The organism is Halogranum gelatinilyticum, from assembly GCF_900103715.1.
GTDB lineage: Archaea > Halobacteriota > Halobacteria > Halobacteriales > Haloferacaceae > Halogranum > Halogranum gelatinilyticum.
In genome coordinates this window covers 295,280-311,026 of sequence record NZ_FNHL01000004.1, presented here as the reverse complement: position 1 = coordinate 311,026, position 15,747 = coordinate 295,280, and the positions used below count along the sequence as shown (strand labels likewise).

Genomic DNA, 15,747 nt, shown 5'->3' with positions numbered 1-15,747 from the left:
GACGGCCTCAGTTCCCATCCTCCCACCCCCCGCGCGCCCGACACCCCCTGTTCGACCGACGGCCGACCTCCCCCCACCCTGTCGGCCGACAGCCGACTTCCCGGCTCCGCGCTTCGGGGCCGGGGTCGGCTGGGTCTGTTCCTCACGCACCGATGAGTGCCTGCCGCACCTCACCGATGGCCTCCTGTTCGAGGATGAGCGAAACGTGGTCGCCCTCCTCGATGGTCGTCCCCGGCAACGGAATCGTCATCGGCTCGCGGCCCCGGCCGTGGGCGTAGAGCCGCGCGCTCTGGGGCAACTCGATGTCGCTGACCCGCTTGCCGACGACGGGCGACCCCGACGGGATGGTCACCGTCGATAGCTGGAGATGCTGGGTCAGCTCGCCGATGGCGTTGAAGTTGCCACCCAAGAGTGCCGTCTTCGCGCCCGCCGCGCCCAGCCGTTCGGGGTAGATGATCTCGTCGACGTCCTCGGCGTACTGTTCGTAGATCTCCTTGCGGTAGTCCTCGTCGATGCGGAGCACCGACCGACAGCCGTGTTCCTTGCCGATCATACAGGCCGCGAAGTTGATGTTGGGGTCGCCGGTCAGCCCGCCGATGGCGTCCGCACTGTCGAGGTCCGCCTTCTCCAAGACCGTCTCGTTGCTGCCGTCGCCCTCGATGACCTCGAATCCGGCCTCGCTCGCACGCTCGACCTTCTCGTGGACGTTCTCGACGATGACGACGTCGTGACCCTCCTCCATCAGGATGCGGGCCGTCCGCGACCCGACCCGACCGTAGCCAACGATAACAAATCGCATGGGGGTCCATACGTCAGCCGGAACAAAAAGGTAGGTCCCGATTTTCCCCGTCACTTCACCGACTCTCGTCAGTCGAACTGCCCGCGAGTCGCGCGGTCAGCGTGTCGACGGCCGACCGGAGCGTCGTCGTCCCGAACAACGAGACGAGCACCGCGCCGACCGCGTCGAAGACGAGGTCGACGAGCGTGTCTTCGAGACTGTACTGGACGAGCACGGCGTCGATGCCGACGACGTCGCTCAGTCCGTGGACGGCGAACTCGAGCACCTCCCAGAAGACGCCGAGTGCGAGGGTGAAAAGCAGGACGTAGACGAAGAGGAACCGCGGCGGGAAGTAGACGGCGTCGCTGTGTTCGTCGATGGCGCGGGCGGTCGTATAGCCGACGGCGGCGACGACCGTCGCCGAGAGCGTGTGGGTGAGATGGTCCCACCACGGCACCGAACTGTACAGCCCGAGCATTCCGATGGCGTGCAGGAGGACGGCCGTCGTCAGCCACAGCGTCAGCCCGGCGTCGAGCGGGATATCCCAGTCGCGTTCGAGCACCGCCGGTAGCACCGTGACGGCCAGCGAGAGGGCGGCGTTGACCACGACGGCGACGTTTCGGGTCCACAGCCCGACGAGCAGGATCCCGACGATGGCGAGCTGCATCACCCGGCTGGCAGCCAGCTGCCCCCGTGCGGAGAGCGGATGGACCATACGGGAGGTTGGTCGTCGAGCGGCTAAACTCTGTGTCGTCGTCAGCGGCCGCCACCCGGTCTCGCGGCCGACGGCATCCGTGCCAACACGGCACACGACAGTCCTATCTAACCCGACGGCCTAGCCGGGACAGATGATGGCAACTACGCACGCCCTCGCAGGGGCCGTGCTCGGAACCCTCGTGTTCCTCGTCGCGCCGGAGGTCGGCGTCGTGGCCGTTGCCGCGGCGGCCTTCGGCGGGCTGTTCCCCGACTTCGACCTCTACGCCGGCCACCGCAAGACGCTGCACTTCCCGGTGTACTTCTCGGCACTCGCAGTCCCGGCGACGGTGCTCGCGCTCGCCGTGCCGACGACGCTGTCGGTCGCGGTCGCGCTGTTTCTCGCCGGCGCGGCCCTCCACTCCGTGATGGACGCCTTCGGCGGCGGCCTCGAACTGAAACCGTGGCAGGGCACCTCCGACCGCGCGGTCTACGACCACTTCCGGGGTCGGTGGGTCCCGCCGCGACGGTGGATCCGCTACGACGGCGCGCCCGAGGACCTCCTGCTCGCCGGGACGTTCGCCGCGCTCCCGCTCGCCGTCTTCGACGGCCCGGTCCAGTCGGCCGTGGTCGTCGCCCTCGCGGTCTCTGCGGTCTACGCGCTGCTCAGAAAGCCGCTCGTCGCCGTCGCCGAACGCGTCGTCGCCGCGCTGCCGACGCACGTCCTCGACCGACTGCCCGAACGGTTCGTCGAGGACTTCCGCTGAGCGGCCGTCGCCAGCGACGCACCTCTGACCCTGAAACGGCCGTTCGCGGCCGTTACTCCGCAAATTCGTTCGTTCCGTCGGTCGCGACGCTCCACGGACCTGTTCGCTCCGCGAGTCCGTTTATTCCGTGAATCCAGTCATTCTGTCAATCCGTTCGTTCTTTCGACCCGGCACGTGGTGTCATGCGGTTGATTCGTAGCAACGTTAATCTCCTCTGGCGACAATGTGGAGGGTATGTTTTCTCAGCAGGACGCGCCGATCACCGTGCTCCACGTCGATGACGACGAGGCCTTCCTCGACCTGTCGAAGGCGACGCTCGAAGTCCACGAGGAGCTGGTCGTCGAGACCGAAACTGACGCCGAGGCGGCTCTCGAACGGCTCCGAGACGGCGGCATCGACTGTGTCGTCTCCGACTACCAGATGGACGAGATGGACGGGCTGGCGTTTCTGACGGCCCTCAGAGAGTTCGATTCGGACCTCCCGGTCGTCTTCTTCACGGGCCACGGGAGCGAGCGCGTCGCCGCCGAAGCCATCCACGCTGGCGTCACCGACTACCTCCAGAAGGGGACCGACAAGGCGTTTCTCTTCCTCCGGAACCGGGTGCAGACGCTCGTCGCCAACGACCGCGCCGCCCGCGCCGCCCAGGAGGCCGAGGCACGCGTCCGCCAACTCTACGAGCGTATCAGCGACGGCTTCCTCGCCGTCGACGCCGACTGGACGGTGACGTATCTCAACTCCCCGGCCGAGACACTCTTCGACTGCACGGCCGACGACGTCGTCGGCCGCCCGCTCGGGGAGACGCTGCCCGCGCTCACCGAACGGGCGTTCGGGGCGGGGCTGCGCGCCGCCGTCGACGACGGCGAGTCCCGGACGTTCGAGGCACACTACCCGCCGTTGGACCGCTGGATCTCCGTCGTCGCCTACCCCGCTGACGACGGCGTCTCGCTGTTCGCCCGCGACATCACCGAGTACAAGCGCGCCGAGACGAAGGTCGAGGAGATGCGCAACCGCGTCGACACCGCCGAGTCACAGTTCCGCACGCTGCGCGAGAAAGTGTCGCGGCCCGCCGCACCGTTCCGCTGAGCGACCGAGAATCGCGCTCTCGCGCTCTTGCGCTCTATAGAGCTCTACACCGGCCACGTCACGTCGGCCGCTGCACCACGCGACACGACCGCTGTGGCGGTCGGCTCCGTCTCGATTGCTGGCGTGGCCGCTCCCGTCTGGACCGCTTTGACCGCTTCGACCGTCTCGTTTTGCGACCCGAGCGTCTCGTTCCCCAACTCGACTGTCGTCTCGCCGAGCCGACCGTAGGTCCACTCGAAGCGGACCCGGTAGGGCTGTTTCGCCTCGATGCGGTATTCGACGGTGAGGTCGCTGACGAAGCCCTCGCTGTCGACGATGGCGACGACGCTGTACTCGGTCATCTGCGTGGCGAAGGGGCCAGAGGGCGTCCCGTCGCCGATGATACGGTACCGGGTGCGGCCGTCGTCACCCTCCAGACGCGCCGCGACCACCGTGTTCGGTGTCGCGAGATACCGTTCGAGACCGAACTCCCGGTAGTCGAACGGACTCGGACCGATGCTGGCGGTCTCGCTCGACTCGGCGGGTCGCCAGTCTGCCGTGCCGTTGCCCGTCGCGTTCGCCGGTCCCGACTCGTTCGTCGCTCCCGACCCGTCCGTCCCGTCCCCGTCATCCGGTTCGCTCACGTACCACCCCTCGCCGTCGTAGTAGACTCGGCCGACCCGCGTCCGCGTCCCGTTCCTCTCGATTTCGCTGACGAGCAGATACCGTTCGCCCTCCACCTGGATGTCGACGTCCCCCTGGACGCGCGTCTCCGGGCGGCCGACGTCCTGCCGGTAGCTGTCGAACCAGAGCGTGTACGACCGGTTCGCGACGCTGCGGCTGTGTGCAGCGGTGAACGCACTCAGGTTCTCGATTCCGTTGCGCGTCACTCCCGGTATCGACTCGACACCGGCTATCGACGCCTCTCCATCGTCCCCGGCTACCGACGCCTCTCCGTCGCCACTGTCGCTCCCGGCCGCGTCCGACGCGGGAGTCCCGGTCGCTTCGGTCGGTTCGGCCCTCGCGCCCGACGCCTCCTCGCTTCCGGTACTGGCGTCCCCGCCGCCGAAGCCGCCGAGACTGCCGAGCGCGCCGAACTCGCCGCCGGAGTCACCCGTCCCGGTCAGGCCGGGCGCGACCAGCCCGACGCTGGCAACGAGGAGGATTACGGCGACGACAGCGACGGCCGGTGACGGCACCGCTGTGACGCGGGCGAGCGACGCCTCGGCCGTGTCGGCAGCGTCGCGCCCGGCAGCACGCAGCCGCGTCGACAGCGGCGGGGTGAGTGCCTCCGGTGCCGCGCCGAGATGCTCCGCACAGAGCGTCCGCCAGACGGGCCGCTCGACGGCGTACCAGAGCATCTCGCGAAGCCCGGCGGCGGCGACGAGGCGAGCGTCCGCCTCGTCCGCGACGCGCCGTGCGGTACGGCCAGCCCCCGGCGCGAGCACGACGTCGACCGAGCCGGCCGGGACGGTCGGACTGCCGACTCGACGGTCGCCGACGACCCAGACCACGGTGTCGCCGTCGACGACGAGGCGGCTCCCGTCGCGAGCGACGTCGAAGCCGCGGGCGGCCCACAGGTCGGCGGCGAGGGCGACGAGCGAGTCAGTGTCGAGACGGCGTAGCGCGGCGTCGACGACGGCTGGATCTGGGAGGCTCATGTGTCGGTGAACTGTCCACGGCTGCGGTTCGCCGACGCGCCGTGTGTCCGCTTCTCATCCTCCCTTTGGACCGGACGGACATAGTTCTCCCTGCCCCGGTGACCGACGTGGCCGCCTCGCTCGTCGGCCGTCTCAGGATTCGCCCGTCCGTGGCGTCTCCGAAACCCCTTGTGTGCGGTCCGGCTCCTCCGGGACGGTGAACCGGTAGACGGTGACGATTCCGAACTCCTGAACCGATTCCTGTGCGGCGTTTTCCCGAAGCCACCGACTCGTCGGTGCGTCGTACGGGGCACCGTACTGTACGTACCAGAACTGCTCGTGAGTGGTGACGACCTCCCGTAGCCTTCCGCGGTCGGCGGCCGAGAGGTCGCCGTCGTCGGGCGGGAGCCGGTACGAGGTCAGTGCCGGGCCGTCGTAGTAGTACTCGACGTCCGTGTCGGTCCACTGAGGCTGGTAGACGATGGCGTCGGTGTCGGACGCCTCGGTCTCGATGGCGTTCGCCGCCCCCTGCCAGTCCTCGAACGAATCCGTTGAGTGATACACCCCGCCCATCGCCAGGAGACCGACGAGGACGACGGCCACCGTGGCGATCCGTCCGGACCGGACCGGCACGTTCGTCAGCCCGTTGGCGACGAGAACGAACACGCCGACGGTCGCAGGGATCGTATACCGGGGTACCAACACCGGCTCGTACAGCAGCGAGACCAACAGCGGCCCACCGATCGGGACAACCGCCAGCGCGAGCATCTGTGCGTTCGCCCGCGGCGGCGAGAGTTCGAAGCCGTTCTCGCCGTCGTACTCGAAGATACTGAACGCGATAGCGACGAGAAAGAGGACCGCGACCACGGTGGCGATCATCCGTGTTTCGACGCTCCCACCCAGAATCGGGTAGATCTCCGGATAGCCCGCGTACAACAGGCCGATTCGACTCAGCAGGTCGGCGGTCGGTGCCGGAATCCAGTCGAGCGACGGGCCGGTCGACGTCGCCATCCGGTAGACGACCTGTCCGAAGAGATATACCAACGGCAGCGACAGGACCCCGACTCCGGCGACCGCCCGTCGCTCCGGACCGCGGTCACCGGACGGCGGAGCACTGACGGCGAGATACGCCCACTGGGCTGCGACGACGAACACGCCGAAGACGTGGACGTACAGGACTGCCGCCGTCGCGACCGCGTAGCCGGCGCGCTGGAGCAGACTCCCGGTTCGCACGTCGAGCAGGCTGTACCACGACACTGTCGTGAGGAACACGAAGAGAGCGTACATCCGTGCCGTCCGCCCGACGTGGATGTGGAAGACCGAGACCGCCAGTAACGCGGCGACGACGAGACCGGTCCGGTCGTCGAACAGCCGCGTCGCGAGCGAGTACGCGACATACACAGCTGCGACGGAACAGAGCACCGAGAATGCCCGCACGGCCCCGGGTGACGTCCCGAACACGGTCATCCACCCCCGCAACAGGAGATAGTACAGCGGCGGATGGGGATCCTGCGGCATCACGAGCAGGTCCGGAACCGAGAGGCTCGCACGGACGGCGACGGAGTAGATCTCGTCGGTCCAAAGGCTCTGGGTCCCCAGCCGCGGGAGCCGGAGCAGAACGGCACCGACGAGAACAACGGCCAAGAGCAGCTCTCGGTGCAGTCCATCGAGGGTGTACGTCGGGTCGAACTCGGTGTCCCGCCGTGACTCGGTTATCGACTCCGTCAGGTTCCGCCCGAGATGTGTCGTGTGCTCCCAGTGGAACCGGCCGAGATACGTCCGGTGAAGCGCACGGAGGTCTGCACCCCACTGGAGTACCCAGTACGGGAACAGCCCCACCGCGACGATGACGGACCGACGCAGACGCGTTCGCCGCGGTGCGTCGGAAGCCAGCCAGTAACCGACCAGAGTGGCCCCGGCCGCGATCACCATGAACGCCAACCCGAGGCTGAGCACGATCCGGACGATCGGGAGCGGCTCGTAGGCCAACAGCCGCGAGAGGATGAAGATGATCACGACGGCACTGATGTTGATCGGCCCGAGATGTGGCAACAGTGACTGATACAGGAAGTGGAACTTGTGGTTGATTCCCTTCGGGAGACTCTTCCGGTAGCGGAGGAAGGTGAACACCTTCCCTTTCTGCCAACGAGTACGCTGTTCAATCCAGTCGTTGAGTTCGAGCGGTGACTCCTCTCGCGTCACCGCGGGAACGTATCCGGCGTCGAACCCGTACGAACTGAGGATCAAGCCGATCTCGAAATCCTCCGTCACGTTCGTCGGGTCCCACGGCTTCACGGCACCGATACCCAGCTCACGTGCCTGTGTCCGCGCTTCTTCTGTCCAGGTCTCACCGAGCCGCTCGACGCGGCGGGCGGCCACCTCCGTCAACACTTCTCGGTCGAAGAAGCAGGTCGTCCCCGGCAGTGGGATGTCGAAACCGGAGGCGACGAACCCCGGTGCGACCAGCCGGAACCAGTAGCCGTACTCCGCGCGGAACAACAGGTTCAGCCACCCGTCGTTCTCGTTTACCATGTCGAGCACGCCGTGGACGAAGTCGGGCTTCCCGGCACTGATCGTCACTGCGGCCTGACTGAGGAGAGTCTCCCCGACGACGTCCTCGGCATCGATGACGCCGATAACCTCTGCGTCACTGAAGGCGAACCCGTAGTTGAGTGCCCGTGGCTTGTTCGGAGAGCCGGGATACCCCTCGGGAACCACCCGGTGGACGAACTCCAACTCCTCGCGGAGACTGCTCACTACGGCGTTCGTCTCGTCGTCTCCGGGTTCGGTGAGCACCGTTACGGTACGCTTCTCACTGGGATATTCCGTCGCTAGTGTCGACCGTATCGCCTGCTCGATAACTGCGGCCTCGTCGTAGGCGGAGATGAACACCTCGACTGTCGGCCACTCCGACTGCGGAACGCTCTGGGGGTCGACCGACGTCGCGTGTGACCGGCCTGTGACTCGTTCGACCAGCCTGTCCGTCCCGTACTTTAGGATTGGAGTATACGTGTAGAAGTTGACCGTCGTCCAGATCACACCGAAGAAGATCGCAGCAGCCTGAACCGACGTGAACGTGAACGTAGATAACAGCTGACTGACGTCCATCTACTCATCCTTTCAGATTAAAAAAATATAAACTACTCGATTAGAAACTATATCTATGAATATGCGGTATAATTTTCCCGACCTCGAACACGCAAGATAATGTTGGTCAGAGAATAAATCCTGTTGAAGAGACTGTCGTGATAAACAGAAATTTCGTCTCGATACGAGACGCCCAAGGTACCGTTTCGGACAGACCTCTCCGTGAAGGTGTGACTCTGGATCCGAAACTGTTGAGCGTCCCCGCTGGAAGCGTCCTCGTTTCGGTACGTTGAATCCGAGAAATGACTCTCAGAGTCGGAGAAATCGTAGAAACCTGGGCCGAGCTACGAACCTGTTGTCACTAATCCCAATACAAGAACCCGTCTCTGAGAGCCGCTGGAGTCGCGGGGTAGAGGAGCCGGAGCGAGTCGTGGTTGCGGCCGTGATCGTGGCCGGCGTCGACATCGGGACAGCGGTGATCACTCCGCCGTCACCTCCGTTGGTTCGTAGTAGGAGCCACCGCCAGTCCCGCCACCCTTCAGCAGGTGGTTCGGACGGCGTGGGCAGCGGTACTTGTGGCCAACCTCACCGTGGTCGAGCGTGCGCATACAGCACGCCTTGCAGACCGCACAGTGGAACTCGTTGTCGCGTTCGATAGGGTAGCTGGTCGCGACGGCCGGGCCGGCGGACATCAGTTCATCGCCTCCTCGACGAAGACGGTGCAGTCCAGGAGCGTCAGGAGATGCACGTCCAGCGAGCCGGTGAAGGCACCGACATCGTCCGAGTCGTCAAGGACAACGGAAGCTTGATCCCTATCGAAGAGTGTGAGGCTGTTCGTCGAGCAGCCGCAGAGATGGCTCTCGACCGGATTGGATCAACCGCAGACAGCCTCGATTCTTCCTCCAGTATTACCGGCTATGGCTGTCTGTCGACTGCTTCAACGACCTCTCTATTCATTTGAGGAGTGTATCCAGTGAATCCGTCAGTCGGCGCGAGAGACTAACAGAAGCCTCATGTGAGTGGCCCAGAACGTGTCCGAGTACATGGGAGACTTCGGACTCAAAGTACGGATGGCCGTCGTTGGTGCTATCCTTGCGACGTTCTACCTCGTCGCGGTCGCTGTCGCGATGGCCGCCTTCGGTCAGGGCGTCCTGCCGATCGCCATCGCTGGCAGTGTCCTGCTCGTCGGTGTCCAGTACAAAGTTGGAAAGTGGATGGCTCTCCGCAGCGTCGGTGCCGAAGACTTGTCCGAACAGCGGTATCCGCACATCCACCAGATGGTGGAGGAGCACTCTCAGGAGATGGGTATCACGAAGCCTGAGTTGAAGATCGCTCGCATGGGCGTGCCGAACGCCTTTGCCGTCGGCCGGAAAGGTGCTGGTATCGTCGTCGTCTCCGAAGAGCTCATCCAGCTGTTGGACCGAGACGAACTCGAGGGTGTACTCGCACACGAGCTTGCCCACATCGCTAACCGGGACGTCGTGACGATGCAACTCGGGCAGGGCATCGCGTCCATCGTTGGCATCGTCGCCCAGTACATCGTGCTGTTCACGGGTGACAACGACCTCGCTGACTTCTTCCTCGCCATCGTCGTCGGGACCCTCGTGCAGTTCCTCGTGATGATCTTCGTCCTTGCTATCTCGCGGTACCGAGAGTACGTCGCCGATGCCGACGCAAAGCGCGCTATCGGTTCCGGCGACCCGCTGGCCCGTGCGCTGGAGAAGATTCACCAAGGCAACCAACAGGCAAGCGAGTCGTCTCGAACTGCCCGGCGTGGTCGTAGCCGCGACAGCCGGCGTCGCGACGCGAACATCGACCAGCAGGTGAGCGCGCTCTGCATCTCCAGCCCCGACCGCGGCTTCCTGCAGAAGATCATCTCTACGCATCCACCGATGGAGAAGCGCGTCCAGCGGCTCCGCTCATAGATGCTCGCCAGCCGCGAACTGCTTGCAGTAGTCCTCGGTGCCGCGCTCGGCATTGGCTTGCTCGTCGCGCCACGAACCGCGCTCAGACTCTCCGTGTTCGTCGGCCAGAACCGTCGCCGACGCAATGAGTACGGTGCTGACGACGTTATCCCCGACCGGTGGGCGTGGACCGTTCGTGGACTCGGTGTTGCGTGTCTCGCTATTGCCACGTATATCGGCTATCAGACGTACGTCTAGCGGCGTCGTCGACCAACCCGCTCCGTGACCGTTTGCACATCACTGTCGTATCGGAACTATCGGAAACGACCCGGTTCCGTTTATTGAGCTTCGGTCTGAACGGCTACTCAATGATTACCGATGCTCGGGTGTTACAGTCGGAGTTCATCCCACGGAAAGTCGAGCATCGAAACCAGGAGGTAAACCTCCTCTCGAACTCGTTGCGGCCGATCATGGATGGTGAGACCGCCCAGACGACCCTGCTCACCGGCCCCTCGGGTGCAGGAAAGACCTGTATCGCCCAGTTTACCGTGGAAAAGCTGCGGGAGAACGTCCTCGACATCAACTCGCAGTACATCAACTGCTGGCAGGACTACACACGCTTTCGGGTGTTGTACCGCGCTCTCGAGGGCATCGGAAAGACGGTCGATATCCACCGACGGTCGACGCCGAAAGACGAACTACTCGACCGGATTCAACAGTACGATGGGCCACAGTACGTCCTCATTCTCGACGAGGCAGACCAGCTGGAGGACATGAGTGTTCTCTACGATCTCTACCGTGCGCGAAACATCTCCATGATCCTCATGGCGAACCGCGAGAACGACCTCTTCTCACAGTTCGATGGGCGACTGACAAGTCGGCTTCAAAGCTGTACACGGATCCACTTCGAGAAGTACCATTTCGACGAGCTCATCTCAATCCTCGAAGCCCGCGTCCGGTGGGGACTTTCGGAAGACGTTATCGGAAAGCAACAACTTGCGCTCATCGCCGACGGTGCTGCCGGCGACGCACGGGTCGCAATCGGTATCTTGCGAAACGCGGCGCGACGGGCCGACCAGGAGGGTGCAGAGGAGATTACCAACGACATTCTCCACGATGCCATCCCGGGTGGGAAGCAGGAAGTCCGACAGAAAGCGGTGAACCAGTTGACGCCACATCAGCACGCCCTCTACGAGATTTTGCAGGAGGAAGGTGAACTGTCGCCGGGGGAGCTGTACGACCGCTATTCGGAGTCTGTCGATGAACCGAAGACGAAGCGCACAGTCAGAAATTACCTTTCGAAGATGGACCAGTACCGGCTCATCGTCTCCGAGGGCAAGAACCGTGCACGCACCTACCGAGTCCGCTGAACCCGCTATCGGAAGAATCGGAAGCTGCTCGCCCTTGCCTATGTGTCTCTCCGGTGAACGGTGTCTCTGTGATGAACCACAGACCGCCTGACACGCCAGCACTCCCGACACTCGATTCGGGGCTGACGCTGCTCGATTCGGACGACCGTCTCACGGGCGCGTTGCAGTCGCTCGTGCTCGACCACATCCTCGTTGCTGACGGATCGGCTGTTTGGGTCGACGCAAAGGGCAACAGTACGACCCGCACACTCGCACAGGTCGCTCCAAGTATGCGGACGCTCGAACGGATTCACGTCGCCCGAGCGTTCACGCCGTGGCAACACCAGAGCCTCTTACGCGACCTCGCCGACGAAGTCGACAACGACACCTCTCTCGTCGTCCTCCCGTCGTTCGACGCGTTCTACCGCGGTGACGACGTCCGGCGTAGCGAAGGAAAGCGAATGATGACTGCGGGCCTCAACCTCGTCGGCGATGTCGTCGACGAGTACGACGTCCCAGTCGTCGTGACCCAGTATCGGGCTGACTCGTTGACTGCCCCGCTGCGCTCGGCTGCCGAACACACGGTCAGCTGTGAGATGACGAAGTTCGGGCCCCGCTTCGCCGGTGAGGAGTTCGAGACGCTCGTCTACCCGGTCGACGGGGGACTCGTCCAGACGACGCTTGCCTTCTGGCAGCGTGTGCTCACCGAACGGCACCCGGCTCTTTCGACGGCGACGACTCCGGAGGTGAGTACCGTTGGGTCGCACTAATCCGACGTACCGCGATATGCTTCGGGGGACCGAGGAACGGTGGTCCTCGTACCGCCGCGCCCTTCGCAAGCACGACGGAGAACATTTCGATCGGCTGTTCGAACATGGGCGTGCACACGCTGATGCAGCTGGCTATCTCAACCACCAGTCGGTCGAGATACCGCTCCTGATGTCGATTCTCGTCGAACACGAACGACGCATCGCTGACCTGGAACGGACAGTCGAGGAACTCGCCATCTCGCAAACGATGCGGTGAGCAGCCATGCCGTTCAAAGTCGACTACCTCGACGGTGACGTCGTTGAGTGGACGCTCACCGAGGACGGCGTTACGCACGAGCGCACCCAGTCGTACACCCCGACGCTGTACGTCTCCGTTCACGGAGGGAAAGACCTTCCAGAGGTCTATGCGACGCTCCGAGAGCATCCGAACGTCACCCACGCCAGGCGTGTTGAGGAGCGCGTCAGCTTCCGCCACGATCCCAGCCCGGTTCTTCGTGTCGACGTCGACAGCCTGGATGCCGTGACCACACTCGCCCACGAGATCGCTGGCTGGGGCGCACCGGGTGACTATCGGCTCTACAACGTCGACTTCTCACGCGAGTTCCGGTACTGTCTGGAGCAGGGTATCTCCCCGACCCCGGCTCGGAAGCCGACTGTGCTGGAACTCACCGTCGACGAGGAAGTGTTGGCGTCCGAGCAACCTACTGAGGTCGTCGTCGACGACGAACCACTCACAGGAGACCCGGAGACGGTACTCACCGACCTCGACCGAATCGTCGACGCAGAAGACCCGGACGTATTGATGCTGAACACCAGCGAGGTCGTCCCGGTACTGTACCGGGCAGCTGACCGGCTCGACCTCGATGAGTTCCAACTCGGACGACTCCCCGGCTGGCAACAGCTCGCTGGTGACTCTACCTATGCGAGCTATGGCCAAGTCGGCCACTCTCCAGCGCGATACAACCTACCCGGACGGGCCATCATCGACCGCTCGAACACGTTCTTCTGGTCGCAGTCGAACCTTGATGGCTGTCTCTACCTCATCGAGCAGTCAGGGAAACCACTGCAAGAACTCGCGTGGGCCTCTATCGGCAACATCCTCACCGCGATTCAGATTCGAGAGGCTCGTCGACGTGGGGTGTTGGTCCCGTGGCATTCGTGGCGTCACGAGCAGTTCAAGACGATGCGCCAGCTCCACGAAGCTGATCGGGGTGGGTTCACCTTTGCTCCCGACGTCGGCGTCCATGAGGACGTCCACGAGCTAGACTTCTCGTCGCTCTATCCGAACATCATCGTCACGCGCAACGTGAGTCCCGAGAAGATTCGGTGCGACTGCCATGCCGGTCGTGACGATGTTCCCGGTCTCGGCTACTGTATCTGCGACGAACGTGGGTATCTGCCGGCCGTTCTGGGGCCGCTCATTGCTGACCGTGATGCGATCAAGCAGGAACTCTGCGAGACCAACGACCCCGAGCGAGCCGCAGAGTTGGAAGGACAATCCAGTGCCATCAAGTGGATTCTCGTCTCTTGCTTCGGGTATCAGGGCTTCTCGAACGCGAAGTTCGGCCGTATCGAATGTCATGAGGCCATCAACGCCTTCGCCCGTGAGATACTGCTCGACACGAAGCAGACGCTCGAAGCTCACGGGTGGCGCGTCGTCCACGGGATCGTCGACTCTGTCTGGGTGACACCCGAGGCGGGTGAAGAGCAGACGCCGCTCGATGAACTGGCAGCGACGGTCACGGAAGCTGTTGACATCCGGTTAGAGCACGAGGCTCACTACGATTGGGTTGCGTTCGTCCCGATGCGAAATTCCGAAGCGGGTGCCCTAACGAAGTATTTCGGTAAGGTTGACGGCGACGACGACTACAAGTTCAGAGGTATCGAGTGCCGCCAACGGAGCACACCTCAGTTCATCGAGGACGCGCAGAAGGACCTGATTGCGGCACTCGACGAGCACCGGGATATAAAGGGGGTCTGTGAGCGACTGAAACGCTGGATTCAGAAGATCCAGACAGGAGAAGTTGATGTCGAAGACCTCGTGGTCAAGAACCGCGTATCGAAGCCGCTCGACGACTACACGCAGTCGACCCGGAACGTTGCCGCACTTGAGCGAGTAGAGAATCGGGGACTGACGCGCTCTCCGGGACAGGATGTCGAGTACGTCGTCGTCGACGACAGCAAGCAATCATCCGATCGCGTTGCGCTCGCCTCCGAGGGCTTGGACGAGTATGATGTCGACTTCTATCGTGCTCAACTGCTTCGGGCCGCTGAGAGCGTTCTTTCTCCGCTTGGGTGGCGAGAGGGAGACGTCGAGCAGTATCTTGCTGACCACAAGGATGTCTCACTGCAAGCGTTCTAGTAGTGCGTCCAAAAACCGGTCATACTCCCTCGAAACTACCAGTTTGAGTCCGCCGTACCGTCGCTGTGACCGCGCGACAGCTACTCTTTGACTTCAGTTTTGACCACGGTTGCTGGCCGGGTCGTCAACCGGAGGACTCTGTCCGTGACACTACCGAGTAGGGCACGATATTCGTCCGGTCGCCGTTTGGTCCCGAGGACGAGCACGTCCGCATCGATCTCGTCTGCGTACCCGACGATCGTCTCAGCGGGGTGGCCATGCTCCATCACTGTCTCGATCTCAACGCCTGCCTCGGAAGCGCGACCACGGAGGTCCGACAGCGTCTCCTCGCCGAGTTCTTCGAGCCCATGTTCGGGACCCTCAGCTTCGTCGACGTATTCGTCACCGCTGTACGCAGTTACGACATCTTCGTCGACGACGTAGAGCACGTGAAGGGTAGCATCGTGCGCGGCTGCGAGAGTCAGTGCATGACTCTCAGCCTCTGTGGAGGCGACTGTCCCGTCCGTCGAAAGCAAGATTCGGTCGTACATACATCTGAACTTCGAAGATGATGACAATAAAACTGAGCGACAGCTCTTGTCACACACTGTTGGAGGTTGGTCTCACTGCAAAGCAGGACGGCAACCGAGTGTTCAATTGACGGCGTCGTTGTTGGGGTTTGGTGTCTGCATCGTGTTGGACAGTTCTGCTCCAGTGAGTGGGTGAGATGGGCTGTTGTTGCACTCAGTGGATTCAATCGCTGCGTGTCGGTGGTGTCCGGTTTCGCACACTCGGGTGGGGTTGATTCTTTACTATACTATTATTGCGGGTGGAAGGAGGGAGTGTACACTCGGAGTGAACTGCCGAATGCAGATAATATTCTTTTTCGGCGGTTCTCACACTCTCTCCGTCGTTGTGATTGGCTTGTTGAAATCCTCAAAAGATGATGGAAGTGGCGTGCTGAACTTAGCGGGTGCATTCAGCAGCATAACTTCGTTTGTTTCCGAAGGTGGGTGACGTGGTCGTCGTGTCGCCGGTTGGAGGATAGATGTCCAGTCAGCACCATCCAATCAACAAGTCGGAACGACCTTTCTTGGATTGGTTGACTACATAATGCCCAAATAAGAAATGCCTCTAGAAGGCTTGAGGCACAAGAGAAGCCTAGGCCGGGATTTGAACCCGGGCTCTCGTCCTTACCAAGGACGCGCTTTACCGCTAAGCTACCCAGGCACGTTGCGGTGTTCCCGCACGCGCTGTTACGCATCCAGTTCTACTTCGGTGGTATATAAGAATCTGGTGAAAACGCGTCGAGAGTGCCGTGCGGTGTCGTACCATCCCCCGCGCCGTCGTCGACAC

14 protein-coding genes and 1 tRNA gene are annotated in these 15,747 nt (G+C 63.0%); 8 read left to right on the top strand and 7 right to left on the bottom strand.

Features of this window, described 5'->3' with window-relative positions:
- Positions 1 to 142 precede the first annotated feature (142 nt).
- Complete coding sequence (locus tag BLR57_RS14985; protein ID WP_089698835.1) at positions 143 to 799, bottom strand: potassium channel family protein; 657 nt, start codon at positions 797 to 799, stop codon at positions 143 to 145.
- Between the two features lie 55 nt (positions 800 to 854).
- A complete protein-coding gene (locus BLR57_RS14980; protein WP_089698834.1) occupies positions 855 to 1,493 on the bottom strand; it encodes a DUF2238 domain-containing protein in 639 nt (212 codons plus the stop codon).
- Positions 1,494 to 1,626: 133 nt separating this feature from the next.
- Here BLR57_RS14980 and BLR57_RS14975 point away from each other — a divergent pair, with 133 nt between their 5' ends.
- Complete coding sequence (locus BLR57_RS14975; RefSeq protein WP_170830659.1) at positions 1,627 to 2,238, top strand: metal-dependent hydrolase; 612 nt, start codon at positions 1,627 to 1,629, stop codon at positions 2,236 to 2,238.
- A gap of 234 nt (positions 2,239 to 2,472) precedes the next feature.
- Positions 2,473 to 3,321 carry a response regulator gene (locus BLR57_RS14970; RefSeq protein ID WP_089698833.1) on the top strand — a complete coding sequence of 283 codons (849 nt, stop codon included), beginning with the start codon at positions 2,473 to 2,475 and terminating at the stop codon, positions 3,319 to 3,321.
- A 44-nt stretch (positions 3,322 to 3,365) separates the two neighbouring features.
- Here the strand turns inward: BLR57_RS14970 and BLR57_RS14965 are convergent, their stop codons facing one another.
- The 3 genes from BLR57_RS14965 to BLR57_RS14955 form a co-directional block, all read right to left on the bottom strand.
- Positions 3,366 to 4,961 carry a hypothetical protein gene (locus tag BLR57_RS14965; protein ID WP_089698832.1) on the bottom strand — a complete coding sequence of 532 codons (1,596 nt, stop codon included), beginning with the start codon at positions 4,959 to 4,961 and terminating at the stop codon, positions 3,366 to 3,368.
- 132 nt (positions 4,962 to 5,093) lie between these two features.
- Positions 5,094 to 8,048, bottom strand: a complete 2,955-nt coding sequence (locus BLR57_RS14960; RefSeq protein WP_089698831.1) for a glycosyltransferase — start codon at positions 8,046 to 8,048, stop codon at positions 5,094 to 5,096.
- A gap of 458 nt (positions 8,049 to 8,506) precedes the next feature.
- Entirely contained in the window at positions 8,507 to 8,719 is a 213-nt protein-coding gene (locus tag BLR57_RS14955; protein WP_089698830.1) for a hypothetical protein, read from the bottom strand.
- A gap of 378 nt (positions 8,720 to 9,097) precedes the next feature.
- On the opposite strand from BLR57_RS14955, the gene BLR57_RS14950 reads away from it, so the two are divergent.
- From BLR57_RS14950 to BLR57_RS14925, 6 genes are all read left to right on the top strand, one after another.
- The gene (locus BLR57_RS14950) at positions 9,098 to 9,952 is read left to right on the top strand and encodes a M48 family metallopeptidase (RefSeq protein ID WP_089698829.1); all 855 of its coding nucleotides are present in this window, start codon (positions 9,098 to 9,100) and stop codon (positions 9,950 to 9,952) included.
- On the top strand, positions 9,953 to 10,189 hold the full coding sequence (locus BLR57_RS14945) for a hypothetical protein (protein ID WP_089698828.1): 237 nt from the start codon (positions 9,953 to 9,955) through the stop codon (positions 10,187 to 10,189).
- A gap of 110 nt (positions 10,190 to 10,299) precedes the next feature.
- Positions 10,300 to 11,301 (top strand): Cdc6/Cdc18 family protein, encoded by a 1,002-nt coding sequence (locus tag BLR57_RS14940; RefSeq protein ID WP_089698827.1) that lies wholly within the window; start codon positions 10,300 to 10,302, stop codon positions 11,299 to 11,301.
- Between the two features lie 71 nt (positions 11,302 to 11,372).
- The gene (locus BLR57_RS14935) at positions 11,373 to 12,050 is read left to right on the top strand and encodes a hypothetical protein (protein WP_089698826.1); all 678 of its coding nucleotides are present in this window, start codon (positions 11,373 to 11,375) and stop codon (positions 12,048 to 12,050) included.
- On the top strand, positions 12,037 to 12,306 hold the full coding sequence (locus BLR57_RS14930) for a DUF8156 family protein (RefSeq protein WP_089698825.1): 270 nt from the start codon (positions 12,037 to 12,039) through the stop codon (positions 12,304 to 12,306). Before BLR57_RS14935 ends, BLR57_RS14930 begins: the two co-directional genes overlap by 14 nt.
- A gap of 6 nt (positions 12,307 to 12,312) precedes the next feature.
- Positions 12,313 to 14,412 (top strand): type B DNA-directed DNA polymerase, encoded by a 2,100-nt coding sequence (locus tag BLR57_RS14925; RefSeq protein ID WP_089698824.1) that lies wholly within the window; start codon positions 12,313 to 12,315, stop codon positions 14,410 to 14,412.
- An 80-nt stretch (positions 14,413 to 14,492) separates the two neighbouring features.
- On the opposite strand, the gene BLR57_RS14920 is transcribed toward BLR57_RS14925, so the two are convergent.
- Positions 14,493 to 14,942 (bottom strand): universal stress protein, encoded by a 450-nt coding sequence (locus BLR57_RS14920; protein ID WP_089698823.1) that lies wholly within the window; start codon positions 14,940 to 14,942, stop codon positions 14,493 to 14,495.
- Between the two features lie 607 nt (positions 14,943 to 15,549).
- Positions 15,550 to 15,621, bottom strand: a tRNA-Thr gene (locus tag BLR57_RS14915).
- Positions 15,622 to 15,747 lie beyond the last annotated feature (126 nt).

Coding starts and splice junctions, on each gene's coding strand:
- BLR57_RS14960 (WP_089698831.1), bottom strand. CDS start 8,048: ATGGACGTCAGTCAGCTGTTATCTACGTTCACGTTCACGTCGGTTCAG.
- BLR57_RS14950 (WP_089698829.1), top strand. CDS start 9,098: ATGGCCGTCGTTGGTGCTATCCTTGCGACGTTCTACCTCGTCGCGGTC.
- BLR57_RS14920 (WP_089698823.1), bottom strand. CDS start 14,942: ATGTACGACCGAATCTTGCTTTCGACGGACGGGACAGTCGCCTCCACA.
- BLR57_RS14955 (WP_089698830.1), bottom strand. CDS start 8,719: ATGTCCGCCGGCCCGGCCGTCGCGACCAGCTACCCTATCGAACGCGAC.
- BLR57_RS14975 (WP_170830659.1), top strand. CDS start 1,627: ATGATGGCAACTACGCACGCCCTCGCAGGGGCCGTGCTCGGAACCCTC.
- BLR57_RS14935 (WP_089698826.1), top strand. CDS start 11,373: ATGAACCACAGACCGCCTGACACGCCAGCACTCCCGACACTCGATTCG.
- BLR57_RS14985 (WP_089698835.1), bottom strand. CDS start 799: ATGCGATTTGTTATCGTTGGCTACGGTCGGGTCGGGTCGCGGACGGCC.
- BLR57_RS14940 (WP_089698827.1), top strand. CDS start 10,300: ATGATTACCGATGCTCGGGTGTTACAGTCGGAGTTCATCCCACGGAAA.
- BLR57_RS14965 (WP_089698832.1), bottom strand. CDS start 4,961: ATGAGCCTCCCAGATCCAGCCGTCGTCGACGCCGCGCTACGCCGTCTC.
- BLR57_RS14945 (WP_089698828.1), top strand. CDS start 9,953: ATGCTCGCCAGCCGCGAACTGCTTGCAGTAGTCCTCGGTGCCGCGCTC.
- BLR57_RS14980 (WP_089698834.1), bottom strand. CDS start 1,493: ATGGTCCATCCGCTCTCCGCACGGGGGCAGCTGGCTGCCAGCCGGGTG.
- BLR57_RS14925 (WP_089698824.1), top strand. CDS start 12,313: ATGCCGTTCAAAGTCGACTACCTCGACGGTGACGTCGTTGAGTGGACG.
- BLR57_RS14970 (WP_089698833.1), top strand. CDS start 2,473: ATGTTTTCTCAGCAGGACGCGCCGATCACCGTGCTCCACGTCGATGAC.